This window comes from Methylosinus sp. H3A (genome assembly GCF_015709455.1).
Lineage (GTDB): Bacteria > Pseudomonadota > Alphaproteobacteria > Rhizobiales > Beijerinckiaceae > Methylosinus.
In genome coordinates this window covers 2,847,792-2,863,326 of record NZ_JADNQW010000005.1, presented here as the reverse complement: position 1 = coordinate 2,863,326, position 15,535 = coordinate 2,847,792, and the positions used below count along the sequence as shown (strand labels likewise).

At 66.5% G+C, this 15,535-nt stretch carries 15 protein-coding genes; 4 read left to right on the top strand and 11 right to left on the bottom strand.

Going from position 1 to position 15,535, the window contains the following annotated elements:
- Nucleotides 1-2: 2 nt before the first annotated feature.
- Entirely contained in the window at nucleotides 3-407 is a 405-nt protein-coding gene (locus IY145_RS16300) for a DoxX family protein (protein ID WP_196409173.1), read from the top strand.
- A gap of 188 nt (nucleotides 408-595) precedes the next feature.
- Here IY145_RS16300 and IY145_RS16295 read toward each other — a convergent pair whose 3' ends face one another.
- Both IY145_RS16295 and IY145_RS16290 read right to left on the bottom strand, forming a co-directional pair.
- Complete coding sequence (locus IY145_RS16295; RefSeq protein ID WP_196409172.1) at nucleotides 596-961, bottom strand: tRNA-binding protein; 366 nt, start codon at nucleotides 959-961, stop codon at nucleotides 596-598.
- A gap of 114 nt (nucleotides 962-1,075) precedes the next feature.
- Nucleotides 1,076-1,381 (bottom strand): hypothetical protein, encoded by a 306-nt coding sequence (locus IY145_RS16290; RefSeq protein WP_064032942.1) that lies wholly within the window; start codon nucleotides 1,379-1,381, stop codon nucleotides 1,076-1,078.
- A 363-nt stretch (nucleotides 1,382-1,744) separates the two neighbouring features.
- Between IY145_RS16290 and IY145_RS16285 the strand changes: the two genes are divergently transcribed.
- Complete coding sequence (locus tag IY145_RS16285; RefSeq protein WP_246722066.1) at nucleotides 1,745-2,284, top strand: SixA phosphatase family protein; 540 nt, start codon at nucleotides 1,745-1,747, stop codon at nucleotides 2,282-2,284.
- Between the two features lie 283 nt (nucleotides 2,285-2,567).
- On the top strand, nucleotides 2,568-4,073 hold the full coding sequence (locus IY145_RS16280) for a YcjX family protein (RefSeq protein WP_196409171.1): 1,506 nt from the start codon (nucleotides 2,568-2,570) through the stop codon (nucleotides 4,071-4,073).
- A gap of 81 nt (nucleotides 4,074-4,154) precedes the next feature.
- On the opposite strand, the gene IY145_RS16275 is transcribed toward IY145_RS16280, so the two are convergent.
- The 9 genes from IY145_RS16275 to glyA all read right to left on the bottom strand — a co-directional run bounded on the left by IY145_RS16275 (nucleotide 4,155) and on the right by glyA (nucleotide 13,309).
- Nucleotides 4,155-4,850, bottom strand: a complete 696-nt coding sequence (locus IY145_RS16275; RefSeq protein WP_196409170.1) for an HAD family hydrolase — start codon at nucleotides 4,848-4,850, stop codon at nucleotides 4,155-4,157.
- Between the two features lie 78 nt (nucleotides 4,851-4,928).
- Complete coding sequence (locus tag IY145_RS16270) at nucleotides 4,929-7,112, bottom strand: sodium-translocating pyrophosphatase (protein ID WP_196409169.1); 2,184 nt, start codon at nucleotides 7,110-7,112, stop codon at nucleotides 4,929-4,931.
- Between the two features lie 201 nt (nucleotides 7,113-7,313).
- The gene (gene thiL / locus IY145_RS16265) at nucleotides 7,314-8,297 is read right to left on the bottom strand and encodes a thiamine-phosphate kinase (RefSeq protein ID WP_196409168.1); all 984 of its coding nucleotides are present in this window, start codon (nucleotides 8,295-8,297) and stop codon (nucleotides 7,314-7,316) included.
- Nucleotides 8,298-8,360: 63 nt separating this feature from the next.
- The gene (gene nusB / locus IY145_RS16260) at nucleotides 8,361-8,819 is read right to left on the bottom strand and encodes a transcription antitermination factor NusB (RefSeq protein ID WP_196409167.1); all 459 of its coding nucleotides are present in this window, start codon (nucleotides 8,817-8,819) and stop codon (nucleotides 8,361-8,363) included.
- On the bottom strand, nucleotides 8,816-9,316 hold the full coding sequence (gene ribH / locus IY145_RS16255) for a 6,7-dimethyl-8-ribityllumazine synthase (protein ID WP_196409166.1): 501 nt from the start codon (nucleotides 9,314-9,316) through the stop codon (nucleotides 8,816-8,818). Before ribH ends, nusB begins: the two co-directional genes overlap by 4 nt.
- A 370-nt stretch (nucleotides 9,317-9,686) precedes the next feature.
- Nucleotides 9,687-10,292, bottom strand: a complete 606-nt coding sequence (locus IY145_RS16250; RefSeq protein WP_196409165.1) for a riboflavin synthase — start codon at nucleotides 10,290-10,292, stop codon at nucleotides 9,687-9,689.
- Nucleotide 10,293: 1 nt separating this feature from the next.
- A complete protein-coding gene (ribD, locus tag IY145_RS16245; protein WP_196409164.1) occupies nucleotides 10,294-11,433 on the bottom strand; it encodes a bifunctional diaminohydroxyphosphoribosylaminopyrimidine deaminase/5-amino-6-(5-phosphoribosylamino)uracil reductase RibD in 1,140 nt (379 codons plus the stop codon).
- Nucleotides 11,430-11,939 (bottom strand): transcriptional regulator NrdR, encoded by a 510-nt coding sequence (nrdR, locus tag IY145_RS16240; protein WP_196409163.1) that lies wholly within the window; start codon nucleotides 11,937-11,939, stop codon nucleotides 11,430-11,432. The genes ribD and nrdR overlap by 4 nt, the downstream gene beginning before the upstream one ends.
- 95 nt (nucleotides 11,940-12,034) lie before the next feature.
- Nucleotides 12,035-13,309, bottom strand: a complete 1,275-nt coding sequence (gene glyA, locus IY145_RS16235; RefSeq protein ID WP_196409162.1) for a serine hydroxymethyltransferase — start codon at nucleotides 13,307-13,309, stop codon at nucleotides 12,035-12,037.
- A gap of 406 nt (nucleotides 13,310-13,715) precedes the next feature.
- Here glyA and IY145_RS16230 point away from each other — a divergent pair, with 406 nt between their 5' ends.
- The gene (locus IY145_RS16230) at nucleotides 13,716-15,461 is read left to right on the top strand and encodes an alkaline phosphatase family protein (protein WP_196409161.1); all 1,746 of its coding nucleotides are present in this window, start codon (nucleotides 13,716-13,718) and stop codon (nucleotides 15,459-15,461) included.
- Nucleotides 15,462-15,535 lie beyond the last annotated feature (74 nt).

The following is a 15,535-nucleotide window of genomic DNA, read 5'->3' as shown; positions in this document are numbered from 1 at the left end:
ATATGACATCTGCAGACACGGCCGCAACTCGAAACTGGATGCGATGGACCGGCTATGGCCTCACCGGCCTCGTGAGCCTGTTCATGACGATGGACGCGGCCATGAAGCTCACGCAGCTTCCCATCGTATTGGAAACGACCGCTCAGCTCGGCTGGCCCGTCACGACAGTGGTCTCGCTCGGGCTCGTCTTGCTGATAAGCACCGCATTGTACGTGATTCCGAGCACCTCCCTTCTCGGAGCCATATTGCTCACCGGATATCTCGGCGGCGCCGTCGCGACACATGCGCGCGTCGAAAGCCCACTATTCAGCCACACGCTGTTCGGCGTCTATGTGGGTATAATGCTTTGGGGCGCTCTCTATTTGAGGAGCGATCGCCTGAGGAGCCTGATCCCCATCGGCCGATAGCGGCGTTCGGGGGAGGCGCGCAGGGCCCAGCGCGGCAATGGCCAACGGCAAACCACGTCAAACCCGGATGGGCCGAGGCGTCGAAATGGATGGACACATCTTCTATCGTCTGCGGCCGGGCGGACGTGAGGCGAGCGCCTCCAGCCGCTTTGATCAATTTCTTCGAATAGCCGCGGCCGGCGGCCCCCTCAATACAACCGCGCTCCATTCGGCACGGTCCGCTCCGGCGCGACCAGAACCACATCGCCATTCGCGTCCGGAAAGCCCAGCGTCAGCACTTCGGACATGAATTTGCCGATCTGCCGCGGCGGGAAATTCACCACCGCCGCCACCTGACGCCCGACGAGCGTCGAAACATCATAGTGAGCCGTGATCTGCGCGCTGGAGCGCTTCACGCCGACGCCCTCGCCGAAATCGATCTCGAGCTTATAGGCGGGCTTGCGCGCCTCGGGAAAAGGATGGGCGGCGATGATCGTGCCGATGCGAATGTCGACGGCCGCGAAATGGGAAAAATCGATCCGCTCGGCCGCAGGCGCGGCAGGGTCGAAGCTCATCGGGTCTCATCCATGGCGAGCCCTCGCGCGGTTTCGTCGAGAAGCCGCGCGAGGCGGCCTCTCGACAAAGAAAACTCGCCGCCGGCCCACGCTCTCGGCGGGCCGGCGCCTGCGTCAGTGCGCGGCCCAGTCGTCGCGCGTCGGCAGCACGTCGCGCAGCGTCTTCATCTCGACCCAGGCGAAGGCTCCGTCCGGATCGGCGACGGCGATGCTGTTCTCGATGATGAGCTTGTCGCACAGCATCACGCAGATGGCGTCGATCGGCGCGCTGGTGTCGTTCTCCTCGGTCATGCGATCGATGGAGATCTCGCCCTCTTCCTCGCCCTCGACGAGGTGCATGATGAACACCTCCTCGTGCCCGGCGACGCCATGCGCGTTGACCCTGAAAGTTTCGCCACGATATTGGAATTCGCGGATCATGCGTTCCCTTCCCCCAGTTTCTCACGGCGCGAGCGCCGCCAATCGACAAAGTCCGCCGCGCGCGTGAGATTTCCGTCCTCGGGCGCGCGGAACGGCGGCTGGCCGCCATTGGGGAAAATGCTATAGCGCAACCGAGGCGCTTCGAAAACCTCGCGTGCGAGCGGATCGGCGCGGCAATTCGCTCGCCGGACTGGCGCGCGGCGCCACGCATATGGGCGCGCCGCGTCGCGAAACTTTCGCTATGATCGCGCAAGAGTGATTTTATGCCGGACGGGCGTCCGGAGCGCCGGCGCGGCGCGTTTTTCCTCAAAGCCGCTCGGGGCGCTCCCGCTCCGCGCCGCCTCTAGCGATCGGACCGAACGAATGATGCGACGTCTCATCCTGCTGCGCCACGCCAAAGCCGACGCCCATTCCGCCGGGGGCGACCGCCAGCGCCCGCTTACGAAGCGGGGCGAGGACGACGCCCGCTCCGTCGGCCGCTATCTGGCCGAGGCCGGGCTGGCGCCGGATCTCGCCGTCGCCTCCGACGCGCGCCGCGCCAAGCGCACGCTGGATTTGACGCTCGAGGCCTTCCCCAAGGAGGTCGAGCATCGGCTGGACGACGAATTCTATCTCGCGACGCCCGATCGGCTGCTGGACGCCGTGCGCCAGACGCCGGCCGAGATATCGACTTTGCTCGCCATCGGTCACAATCCCGGCTTCGCCGAGCTGGCCTCCGCTCTCGCCGCCGACGGCGAGCCCGCGGCGCTCGACCGCATGCGCTCCAAATATCCGACCGCGGCTCTGGCCGTGCTGGATTTCGACGCCGAGGACTGGACGGAGGTGGCCGAAGGCGCCGGCCATCTCGAGCGTTTCGTGACGCCGGGCGATCTGCGCGGCGGCGTCGCCGACGAGCCGGACTGAGGCGCCCTTACTCGTCGCCGCCGTGGACGCCGGGCGGGTCGGGCTGCGGATTGAAGGCCTGCGCGCCGGCGGCGCTGAAGACGAAGCCGGCGATGAGGCCGAGGGTCAGGAAAAGCTTCTTCACGGGGTTTCTCCGAGTTTTGTGTTTCGCGTCATTTGCGATGTGTGGAGATTAGCCGCCGCTCCCCCTGGCGTTTGTGCGCTGGCGAACATTGCGCGTCCCGCTACCCAAATCGCCGGCCGCTTGTTACATCAGACGTCCCCGCACGCCCGAGCCGCCCTCTTGTCGCAGATTTCCGACCTTCTCTTCGAGACCACCATCGCCGCCGCCAGCCTCAAGGATTTTCTGGCGGGCGGGCGCCTGCGGCTCGGCGTCACCGGCCTGTCGCGCTCGGGCAAGACGGTGTTCATCACCTCGCTGGTGCATCATCTGACGCGCGCCGTCGCCGTGCGCAACGCGGGCCCCGGCCGCAAGAATCAGCTGCCCGTCTTCCGCGTCGCCGCCGAGAATCGCCTGCGCAGCGCTCATCTCGACCCGCAGCCGGACGACGCCGTCCCGCGCTTCTCCTATGAGGAGCACCTCTCCGCGCTGACGGGCGCCGATCGCCATTGGCCGCAATCGACGCGGCGCATCTCCGAGCTGCGGGTGACGCTGGAATATGACCGCAAAGCCGCCGGGCTGCTGGGAAGCTTGCGCTCCGGCCCGGCGCGGCTCGACATAGACATTGTCGACTATCCCGGCGAATGGCTGCTCGACCTGCCGCTGCTCGAAAAATCCTATGCACAATGGTCGCGCGAGACGCTGGAGGCGGCCTCGGAGGCGGCGCGCGCGACGATCGCCGCCGATTGGCGCGGCGCCACGGCGGGGATCGATCCGCTCGGCCGCGCCTCGGAGGACGATGCGCGCAAGCTCGCGGCGCTGTTCACCAATTATCTGCGCTCCGCCAAGACCGAGCGCTTCGCGCTCTCGACGCTGCCGCCAGGCCGCTTTCTGATGCCGGGCGAGCTCGAGGGCTCGCCGGCCCTGACCTTCGCGCCGCTCCCGGTGGAGGAAGGCTCGTCGCCCCCGTCCGGGAGCCTCGCGGCGATGATGGAACGTCGCTACGAGGCCTATAAGACCCATGTGGTGCGACCCTTCTTCCGCGATCATTTCGCGCGGCTCGATCGGCAGATCGTGCTGGTCGACGCGCTCGCGGCGCTGAACTCCGGCCCCGCCGCCGTGCGCGATCTGGAGACGGCGCTCGCCGATGTGCTGACCGCCTTTCGCACCGGCCGCTCCAATCTGCTGGCGACGATCTTCCGCCCGAAGATCGACCGCATCCTCTTTGCGGCCACAAAGGCGGATCATCTCCATCACACGAGCCATGATCGCCTCGAGGCGGTGCTGCGGCATCTCACCTCGCGCGCGATCGAGCGGGCCGAGGGCGTCGGCGCGACCATAGACGTGATCGCGCTCGCCGCCGTGCGCGCGACGCGCGAGGCCATCGTCAAGCATGACGGCGAATCGCTCGCCGCCATCGTCGGCACGCCGATCGCGGGCGAGCGCATCGGCGACGACGTGTTCGACGGCGTAGCGGAGGGCGCGATCTTCCCGGGCGAATTGCCGGCCGATCCGCGCCATGTCTTCCGCGGCGACGCGCTGGCGCTGGCCGAAGAGGACGCCGATTTCCGTTTCCTGAAATTCCGCCCGCCGATCGCCTCCCTCGGCCGCGACAAGGAGCCCCTGCCCTTGCCGCATATCCGGCTGGATCGGGCGATGGAGTTTTTGTTCGGGGATAGGCTGGGCTAATCGCCCTGCGTCATTGCTTCGTCGCTTTCGTTCCTCGCAACGCCGCCCAGTCGCTTGCGAAGCAACGACGCGGAAACCGTATCAAACCCTCGTCAGCAGCTCGACCACCGCATCGAGGCGCGAGAAATCCTCGACCACATGCTCCGCGCCCTCCTCGCGCAGTCGCTCGGCCTCAGCGCCGCTTCCCACGCCGAGAAAGGAGAAGCCGAGCGCTCGCGCCGTGACAATGTCCCAGACTCCATCGCCAACCAGCACGATCCTCTCGAACGAACCAGCTGCGCGCTCGACCGCAAGAGAGAAAATGCGCGCGCGTTCGATGGCGTCATCGCCGCAGGCGAAGGGAAAGCCTCCTATGTCGACGCCAGCGGCCGCGAGTTTCATCGAAATCGGCTCTCGCCATGCGCCTGTGGCGATCACCACCTCGAAGCGAGCGTCGGCGGCGAGCGCGCTCAGAAGACGCGAGGCGCCGGGCGTCTCCTGGAGAGGCTCGCGATCGGACATCGCCGCCTCGAGACGCGACACGAATCGATGCTGAAAGTCGCGCAGCTCCTGCGCTGTCGGCGCGCGACCGATCCTGCGCGCATAGAGTTCCGTGACCACTCCGGGATCGCTCGCATGCTCATAAGTCGTCCAGTCCAGACTTATGTCCGTCGCATCGAAATGCTCGAATAAGGCCGCGCCATAGCACTCGCCGTCGAGAGCCATCGACTGGATGAGAGTGCCGTCGATGTCGAAAACGACCAATGTCCTATGCTCTTTTTCGAAACCTGCCGTCATCGGCCTTTCCTCCTGAAATGAAAAAAGGCGGGGTCTCCCCCGCCTCTTCTAAACGCTTCGCGATATGTCGCTATCCCCTCACCGCGCCAAAATCGCCAGCAGCAGCAGCGCCACGATGTTGGTGATCTTGATCGCCGGATTCACGGCCGGGCCAGCGGTGTCCTTATAGGGGTCGCCGACCGTGTCGCCGGTCACCGAGGCTTTGTGCGCGTCGCCGCCCTTGTAATGGGTGACGCCGTCCTTATCGACAAAGCCGTCTTCGAAGCTTTTCTTGGCGTTGTCCCAGGCGCCGCCGCCGGAGGTCATCGACACGGCGACGAAGAGGCCGTTGACGATGACACCGAGCAGCGCCGCGCCCAGCGCCGCGAAGCCATTGGCCTTGGAGCCGGAAATCAGCGTCACGCCGAAATAGATGACGATCGGCGCCAGCACCGGCAGCAGCGAGGGGATGATCATCTCCTTGATCGCCGCCTGCGTCAGCAGATCGACGGCGCGGCCATAATCGGGCCGCTGCGTGCCGTCCATGATGCCGGGCTTCTCCTTGAACTGCCGGCGCACTTCCTCCACCACGGAGCCCGCGGCGCGGCCGACCGCCGTCATGGCGATGCCGCCGAAGAGATAGGGGATGAGGCCGCCGAGGATGAGGCCGGCGACGACATAAGGATTGGCGAGATCGAAATCGACCTTGCCGACATCCTTGAAGTAAGGAACGCCGCTCTCGGTGAAATGCCGCAGATCATTGGAATAGGCGGCGAACAGCACCAGCGCGCCGAGACCGGCGGAGCCGATGGCGTAGCCCTTGGTCACGGCCTTGGTGGTGTTGCCGACCGCGTCGAGCGCATCGGTGTTATGGCGCACTTCCTTGGGCAGGCCGGCCATTTCGGCGATGCCGCCGGCATTGTCGGTCACCGGGCCGAAGGCGTCGAGCGCGACGATGATGCCGGCAAGGCCGAGCATGGTCGTCACCGCAATGGCGATGCCATAGAGGCCGCCCGCCTGATAGGCGAAGATGATGCCGAAGGCGATCACCAGAGCCGGCGCCGCCGTCGCCTCCAGCGAGACGGCGAGACCCTGGATCACATTCGTGCCATGGCCCGTCACCGAGGCCTGGGCGATCGACACCACCGGGCGCTTGCCCGTGCCGGTGTAATATTCGGTGATGTAGACGATGAGGCCCGTCACGACGAGGCCGATGAGGCCGGCAAAGAACAGGCCATAGCCGTGGATCGCCTCGCCATTGGCCTTGCCGATCTCGCCCCAGCCGACCGTGAAAGTGGTGGCGAGGAAGAGGCCGCCGATCGACAGCACGCCGGCGGCGATGAGGCCCTTGTAGAGCGCGCCCATGATCGTGTCCGGCACGCCGATCTTCTCGAACAACGGGCCGGCGATCTTGCCGATCTCGGACTCATCGGCGCCGAGCTTCACGAAATAAGTGCCGGCGATGGAGGTGACGATGCTGAGGCCGCCGATCGCCAGCGGATAGACGATGGCCGAGGCGAGGCCGTCCTGGCCGGCGAAGAAGATCGACGCCAGAACCATGGTCGCGACGATGGTCACGACATAGGTCTCGAAGAGATCGGCCGCCATGCCGGCGCAATCGCCGACATTGTCGCCGACATTGTCGGCGATGGTGGCCGGATTGCGTGGATCATCCTCGGGAATGCCGACCTCGACCTTGCCGACGAGATCGGCGCCGACATCGGCGCCCTTGGTGAAGATGCCGCCGCCCAGACGCGCGAAGATGGAGATCAGCGAGCCGCCGAAGCCGAGCGCGACAAGCGCATCGACCACGGTGCGATCCGACGGCGCATAGCCGGCGAAGACGGTGAGGATGAAATAATAGATCGCGACGCCGAGCAGAGCGAGGCCGGCGACCAGAAGGCCGGTGATCGCGCCCGCCTTGAAGGCGATGTCGAGGCCGCCGGCGAGCGAGACCGTCGCCGCCTGCGCGGTGCGGACATTGGCGCGCACCGAGACATTCATGCCGATGAAGCCGGCCGCGCCAGAAAGCACCGCGCCGATGAGGAAGCCGAAGGCGACCCACCAGCCGAGCAGAATGACGAGCAGCACGAAGATGACGCCGCCGACATAGGCGATCGTCGTATATTGGCGTTTCAGATAGGCCTGCGCGCCTTCCGCGACTGCGCCGGATATTTCCTGCATGCGCGCGGTGCCGACGTCGGCCTTCTCGAGTTCTTGCCAAGTCTTGACGCCATAGGCGACAGACAATAGTCCGAAGACGATGCTGAGAAACAATACCATGACGATTGCGCCCTCTCCGTTCCTCGGCCGCGCGCGCTGATTTGTTCTCGTCGACCGCGCTTGCGGCAATTTCGTCCCGGCGACAACGATATTCCGACCGCAGTCGAATCGTTCGGCTGCGGCGCCGGGGAATAGCGCGTCAGTCATGCCAGAAACGTCGGTTTTCGGCAATGGCGGCAAAGGTCGCGCGCCGCTGCGGCGTTAGAAGTGACTGAAGGATAGACGGCTGAAATTTATAATAGTTCCAGACGAATTTAAGAATTGTGGCGGCTCGGCGCCGGCTACGACCGCGCCGATTTCGGTCAAGGCGACGCCCACCTCGCGCGCCGCCTGCGCGATCGCCGGACAGGCCTCCGGAGCCACGCAGCAGAGGATTTCATAATCGTCTCCGCCAGTGACCGCGCGGTCGAAGAGCGCGGACTCGAGCGTGATCGCAGCGCGCGCCGCCTCCGAGAGCGGAACCTTCGCGAGCTCCACGCGCGCGCTCACGCCGCTCGCTCGCAGCAGCTTGGCGAGATCGCCCGCGAGCCCGTCCGAGACGTCCATGGCGGCGCTCGCATGATCGCGCAATGCTGCGACGAGAGGCAGGCGCGGCTGCGGCAGGCGGTAACGCTCGACGAGCTGCGCCCGCGCCGCCTCGCCGAGCCGCGCGGCAAAGGCCTCGCCGCGGGCGACGCCGAGGCCGAGCGCCGCGTCGCCTATGGTCCCGGAAACAAAAATGCGATCGCCCGGCCGCGCGCCCGAACGCGAGACGAAGCGCGCAGCGCGGCCAAAGGCGGTGATGGAGATGGTCAGAGGACCGGGCGTCGCCGTGGTGTCGCCACCGAACAGCGGACAGGCGAAGGCCCGCGCATCCTCGGCGAGGCCGGCGGCGAAGCTGCGCGCCCAATCATTGGTCCAATCGGGCGGCAGCGCCAGCGTGAGCAGAAAGCCCAGAGGCTCCGCCGCCTTGGCCGCGAGATCGGAGAGATTTACGCGCAGAGCCTTCTTGGCGACGAGGCCGGGCGGATCGTCGGGGAAGAAATGCACGCCGGAGACGAGCGCATCGGTGGTGACGACGATCTCCCGCGCCCCACCCAGCGGCAGCAGAGCCGCGTCGTCGCGCAGGCCGAAGGCGCCGTCGGCCGCGAGTGGCGCGAAGATTTGCGCAATCAGCTCATCCTCGCTGAAGCGGCGCTCCGCCATCGCTTGCTCCTCGCCCGAGCCCCTCACCCCAGCCCTCTCCCCGCGAGCGGGGAGAAGGTGAGATCACTTCTCGGTGAAATGCTCCGGCCGCGCCTGCCGCGCCAGGCGATCCAGCACGGCGTTGATCATGCCGGATTCGGTCGCGCCGAAGAAGGCGCCGGCGACGTCCACATATTCCTTGATGACCACTTTGACAGGTATGTCGCGCCGAAACCCCAGCTCATAGCCGCCGGCGCGCAAAATCGCGCGCATCACCGATTCGATGCGCTGCAACGGCCAGCCGCCCTGCAGAGCGCCATCGAGCGCGCGGTCGATAGTCTCCTGATTGTCGAGCACGCCTTTCACGATATCGCGGAAGAACTGCAGCTCGGCGGGCTTGTATTGCACGCCCTCGATCTCGCGGCCGATCCAATGGACCTCGAATTCGGCGAAGATCTCGTTCACGCCTTTGCCGGCGACCTCCATCTGATAGAGCGCCTGCACGATGGCGAGCCGCGCCGCCGATCTCTCCTCGACGCTCACGAGCGGCCTCCGAGCTTGCGCTTCAAACGCACCAGAGCGAGCGCCGCCAGAGCGGCGTCGCCGCCCTTGTCGGCCCCGCCCTGCTTGGGATCGGCGCGCAGCACGGCCTGCTCCTCATTGTCCACGGTCAAGACGCCATTGCCGAGCGGCAGACGGCGCGCGACGGAGAGATCGGTGAGCGCTCTCGCACTCTCATTGGCGACGATCTCGAAATGATAGGTGTCGCCGCGAATGACGCAGCCGAGCGCCACCACGCCCTCATATGGCGCGCCGGCGGCCTCGGCGGCGTCGAGCGCGATGGCCGCGCCCGCCGCCAGCTCCAGCGCGCCGGGGACGGTGATGGTGGTGACGTCGCAGCCGAGCTCTTCCAGCGCATGGACGGCGCCCTCGTGCAGAAGCTCGACGATATCTTCATTGAAATGCGATTCGACGACGAGAATACGCGCGCCTTCGACAGGCGCGAGATCATCGTCATCGGCGCGGTAGGAACCTGCCATTCATGACTCCATGGGCGGAGGGGAAGCCCTCCTTCACCCTCCCCCGCTCTACGGGAGAGGGATGCGGCGAGCGTCTCGCGAACTCTCTATGAAGTGCGCAACCTGCTCCCTCTCCCGCGAAGCGGGGGAGGGCCGCGGAGGCGGCGCGCGACGCTCCGTGAAACGAAGCCGCGATGGATACACATTTTTTCGGGGAAAGCCTACAGCAGGCTTCGAAAGAAGGACGCGCCCCTCCCCGCGAGCGGCGATCGAATGCACACATCCTCCTCGCCCCCGCGAGATCGTGGCTGGGCTTGTCCCGGCCAGGACGACCGCAGCGTCTCGCAATGGGTGAATCCGATAGCCCATGAAGGGGAGGGTGGAAGCGCCCCTACTTCCCCGCTTCCGCCAGTCGGGCGGCGTAGCGGGCCATCAGATCGACCTCGAGATTGAGGCGGTCCCCTACCCGGTAGCCGCCCCAGGTCGTCACCGCGAGCGTGTGCGGGATGATCAGCACGGAGAAACGGTCTCCCTCCACCGCATTCACGGTGAGCGAGGTTCCGTCCAGCGCCACCGAGCCCTTCTCGGCGATGAAACGGGCATATTCATGCGGCGCCTCGATCCAGAAGCGCAACATTCCGTCGAAATCATCGCGCGAGACAATTGTCGCGACGCCGTCGACATGGCCGGTGACGATATGGCCGCCGAGTTCGTCGCCGATCTTCAGCGAGCGCTCGAGATTTATGCGGCGGCCGACAGCCCATTCGCCCGCATTGGTGCGCGCCAAAGTCTCGGCGGCGGCGTCGACCTCGAACACCGTGCGCGCGCCCGCGCGACGCAGGCCCACCGCCGTGAGGCAGGGGCCGGAGCAAGCGATAGAGGCGCCGAGCGCGATCCCTTCCAGCGGATAGTTGCAGGCGATGGCGACGCGGCGCAATTCGCCGCGCGGCTCGACTGCGAGGATTTCGCCGACATCGGTGACGAGGCCCGTGAACATTTCAGCCGATCCTCTCATAGCGGGTCAGGCGGTCGACGCCGAGCATGGCCGCATCGGCGAGGCGATAGCGGCTCTGGTCCTCGACAATGGCCCGCGCCGTGGCGGACAGAGCGAGCCGCCCCGGACGGCCGAGCGGCCTCAAGCCCGTATGAATGACGACGTCGTCGGCGAGCGCGGCGACGAGCAGGCTTTCGGCGACGCGCGGCCCGCCCTCGCTGAAGACGCGCGTGATTCCGCGACGCGCCAGCTCGGCGAGCGCCTCGCCGAGAGCGAGACGGCCGGCGGCGTCGAGCCCGATGCGCGCCACCTCTATCCCGGTCGCGGCGGCGAAATCCTGCGCCTCTGCGTCCGTGACTCCCTCTCCGGCGATGACCAGCGTCGGCGTCTCGCGCGCGGTGGCGGCGAGGCGCGAACTGCGCGACAGGCGCAGACGCGCGTCGAGCACCACGCGCAGCGGCTTGAACGTCTCGAGGCCCGGCAATCGCACGGTGAGCAGAGGATCGTCGACCGCGGCCGTGCCATGGCCGACCATGATGGCGCTATGCAGCGATCTCTCGATATGGGTGACGGAATCGGCGAGCGCGCCGGTGATGAAGAGGCGCGGATCATGCTCCGCCCCGGCGGCGTAGCCATCCGCCGTCTGGGCGAGCTTCAGAGTGACCATCGGCCGGCCCTGCGTCACGCGCAATATGTGGCCGAGGTGATCGGCGCGAGCCTGCACGGCGCGCACGCCGGTCGTCACTTCGACGCCCGCCTCGCGCAGACGCGCATGACCGCGGCCGGCGACGCGGGCATCGGGATCCTCGAGCGCCGAGACGACGCGGGCAATTCCAGAGGCGATGATCGTGTCCACGCAAGGCGGCGTCGCGCCGTGGTGAGAGCAAGGCTCCAGCGTGGCGTAGAGCGTGGCGCCGCGCGCCGCCTCGCCCGCCGCCGCGACGGCGATCGCCTCGGCGTGCGGGCGGCCGCCCAGCGCCGTATAGCCGCGCGCGATGACGACGCCGTCCTTGACGATGATCGCGCCGACGGCGGGGTTCGGCCCCGTGCGGCCGAGATTGCGGCGGCCGAGCGCCAGCGCCGCCGCCATGAAGGCGTCGTCGATGATGGTCTGAGACTCGGATTGCGGGTTCGTCGCGGTCATCTCCCGCCCGGCGCAGTTTCGGCGTCCTCGGCCGCCTCCGAGCGCTGCTCGCCGTCGCTATGCGACAATTCGTCGATCAGCGCATGGAAATCGCCGACCTCGCGAAAATCGCGATAGACGGAGGCGAAACGCACATAGGCCACATCGTCGAGCGTTTTGAGGCCCTGAATCACCAATTCGCCGATCTGCGCGCTTTCGACCTCCGCGTCGCCGGAGCTCTCGAGCTGGCGCACGACGCCATTGACCATGCGCTCGACGCGCTCGGGATCGATGGGCCGCTTGCGCAGCGCGATTTCCAGCGAGCGCATCAGCTTGTCACGATCGAAAGGCACACGGCGACCCGATTTCTTCACCACGATCAGCTCGCGCAGCTGCACGCGCTCGAAAGTGGTGAAACGGCCGCCGCAGCCGGGACAGACGCGCCGACGCCGGATCGAGGAGGAATCCTCGGCCGGCCGGGAGTCTTTCACCTGCGTGTCGGGCGAGCCGCAATAGGGACAGCGCATGGACTCACCTTACCGCCGATACTGCGCCGGACGCCCCGAGTCCTTCTCCCCGCGAGCGGGGAGAAGGGACAGCGGGCGCCCTGCGATAACCCCGATCAATAGATCGGGAACTTCGCCGTCAGCGCGTGGACCTTCTCCTTCACCGCGGCTTCCGTCGCGGCGTTGTCCGCCTCGCCCTTGGCGGCGAGACCGTCCAGCACCTCGACGATATAGCCGCCGACGAGCTTGAACTCCGCCGTGCCGAAGCCGCGCGAAGTGGCGGCCGGCGAGCCGAGGCGAACGCCCGAGGTGACGAAGGGCTTCTCCGGGTCGAAGGGGATGCCGTTCTTGTTGCAGGTGATGTGCGAACGGCCGAGCGCCGCTTCTGCGGCCTTGCCGGTCAGCTTCTTCGGGCGCAGATCGACGAGCATCAGATGATTGTCGGTGCCGCCGGAGACGATGGCGAGGCCGGCGTCGACCAGCGTCTGCGCCAGCGTCTGGGCGTTGTCCTTGACCTGCTGCTGATAGGCCTTGAACTCGGGCTTCAGCGCCTCGCCGAAGGCCGCGGCCTTGCCGGCGATGACATGCATCAGCGGACCGCCCTGCAGACCGGGGAAGACCGCCGAATTGATCTTCTTGGCGATGTCTTCGTCGTTGGTCAGCACCATGCCGCCGCGCGGGCCGCGCAGCGTCTTATGCGTGGTGGTGGTGACGATATGCGCATGCGGGAAGGGCGAGGGATGCAGACCCGCCGCCACCAGACCGGCAAAATGCGCCATATCGACCATGAAATAGGCCCCGACGCTATCCGCGATCTTGCGGAAGGCCTCGAAGTCCCAAATGCGCGAATAGCCCGAGCCGCCGGCGATGATGATCTTCGGCTTATGCTCAGCGGCGAGCGCGGCGACCTGCTCCATGTCGATGCGCTGATCGTCCTTGCGCACCGTATAGGGAACCGGCTTGAACCATTTGCCGGAGAGATTGACCGGCGAGCCATGCGTCAGATGGCCGCCAGCGGCGAGATCGAGGCCCAAGAACGTATCGCCCGGCGTCGCCAGGGCGAGGAAGACCGACTGATTGGCCTGGCTGCCGGAATTGGGCTGCACATTGGCGAATCCGCAGCCGAACAGCTGCTTGGCGCGCTCGATCGCCAGATTCTCGGCGATGTCGACGAACTGGCAACCGCCATAGTAGCGCTTGCCCGGATAGCCTTCCGCATATTTGTTGGTGAGGACGGAGCCCTGCGCTTCCAGAACCGCCTTGGACACGATGTTCTCGGAGGCGATGAGCTCGATCTCGTCGCGCTGACGGCCGAGCTCGAGGCCGATGGCCTTGGCGAGATCGGGATCCGAATCGGCGAGCGAGGCAGTGAAGAAAGCGGATTGGCTCATTTAGCATCCTCTATCGAGACAAGGCGCGGCAAGTGACGGCGGCTCCCGGCTCGCCCGCGCCTTCGGGCGGAGCCGTTCGCGGGAAGCGAGGTTTCGCTCGGGGACGCCGGAAACGGCGATCCCGAAACGGCCTCGAGCTCCCGTTTTCAGCGCAAAATTCTCTCGGCCGACCGAAATCCGTCCGCAGAATGCGCGCTCGCGCATCGGTGTGGAGGTTCGCTTATCACGCTCTCGCAAGGACGAAAAGGGGCGGCGCGGACGCGGGGGCCGGAGTTTGTCGCCGCGCCGGCCGATTCGCTCCCGTTTCGAGCGGGTCGCGCGCGATATCCAGGCGTCGCAGCGATTGTCATCGACCCGATATGTCGCCTCGCTAGCGTCCGCCCCGCCAATATTAGGGGGCTACAAAATGTTCTTGAAGCGTTCGATCGGCGGCCTCGCGGCCCTCGCCTGCGCGGCGTCCGCGACGCCCGCCAGCTCAGAATCTCTGCGCGAATTCAATCATATCGTCGTCATCTACCAGGAAAATCACAGCTTCGACAATCTGTTCGGCCTGTGGGGCGCGGTGAATGGCGAGCCGGTCCAGGGTCTGCGCTTCGCAGACACGGCGCACACCAAGCAGGTCCGCGCCGACGGCGGCGCCGCCTATTCCTGCCTGCTGCAGAAGGATGTGAATCTCGCCTCGCCGTCGCCCTTGCCGACGAACTGCACGGACGCGACCGACGCGCCCCCCTTCCAGAGCGCTTTCCCCAATGCGCCCTTCGAGATCGACGACTATATCGCCGCGACCGACACGACCTGCCCCGCGCCGGGCGTCTCCGCGTCGAATGGCGTGCTCAAAGGCGCCGGCCTCGCAGGCGGCTGCACCCGCGACCTCGTGCATCGCTTCTATAGCGAGCTGTTCCAGATCAATGGCGGCAAGCAGAACCGCTATGTGACGGGCAGCGACGCGGCCGGCCTGTCGATGGGCTATTACGACACGACCAAATTGCCGATCTATGTCGCGCTCCACAAGCATGGCGCGCCGCATTACGTCATCGCCGATCATTTCTTCCAGGCGGCCTTCGGCGGCTCCTTCCTCAACCATCAATGGCTGGTGGCCGCGACGACGCCGGTCTTCGCCAACGCCGCCAATGACGCCGGCGCGACTGATTTTCATTCGGTCGTCGATCAGAACGGCATGCCGACCAGCACGCCGCTCTACGCCAATCTGCTCGGCTCCTCCGCCAAGGACGCGCAGCTGACCGCCTCCTGCGCTCCGCCGTCGGGACGGCCGGCGACGCCGGCCAACGTCGCCTGCGGCGATTTTGCGATCAACACGATCCAGCCTTATTATCAGCCCTATGCGCCCGGCACTGCGGATGTGAGACGTCTGCCGCCGCTGGAAAATCCGACGATCGGCGAGCGTCTTTCCGCCCGCGGGATCGATTGGGCCTGGTATTCGGGCGGCTGGTCCAACGCCAATGGCGACGTCGGCGCGCCCGGCTGGACCAATGGAGCCGGGCCGAATTGCGCCGACCCCAATGCGTTCGCCACGGCGGTCTATCCGAACTGCCCGGACAAGCTGTTCCAGTTCCACCATCAGCCCTTCAACTATTTCAAGGCCTACGCCACGGGCACGGCGGCCCGCGCCGCCCATCTGCGCGATGTGGCGGAGTTCGTCCAGGCCGCCAACACCGGCCGGCTCAAGCCGGTCAGCTTCGTGAAGCTCATCGGAGCGGAAAACGAGCATCCCGGCTACGCCAGTGAGGCCGCCGGCAGCGCGCATCTCGTCGATCTTATCGCGTCGATCGTGAACGGCCCGGATGGGCGCGACACGCTGATCATCGTCACCTATGACGAGTTCGGCGGCTCCTGGGACCATGTGCCGCCGCCGCCCTATCAGAACGAGCGCGTGGCCGAGTGGGAGCATCACCACCACCACGACCACGATCATCACGCCGGCGGCGGCGCGCACGACCGCTGGGGCCCCGGCACGCGCATTCCGGCGCTGCTGATCTCCAAGCGCTTCGATCGTTCCGGGGTGGATCATGCGAATTACGACACGACCTCGATCCTGAAGCTGATCGAGGAGCGTTACCGCCTGGCCCCGCTCGCCTCGCGCGACGAGGAGGTCCACAGCCTCGCGCGGGCGCTGGACGCCGCCGAGCGCTGATTGACGCGACCGACAAAGAATCGGCCCCGCGCGAGCGGGGCCGTTTTCGTCGCGCGCCTCGCATTCTGTTCCGA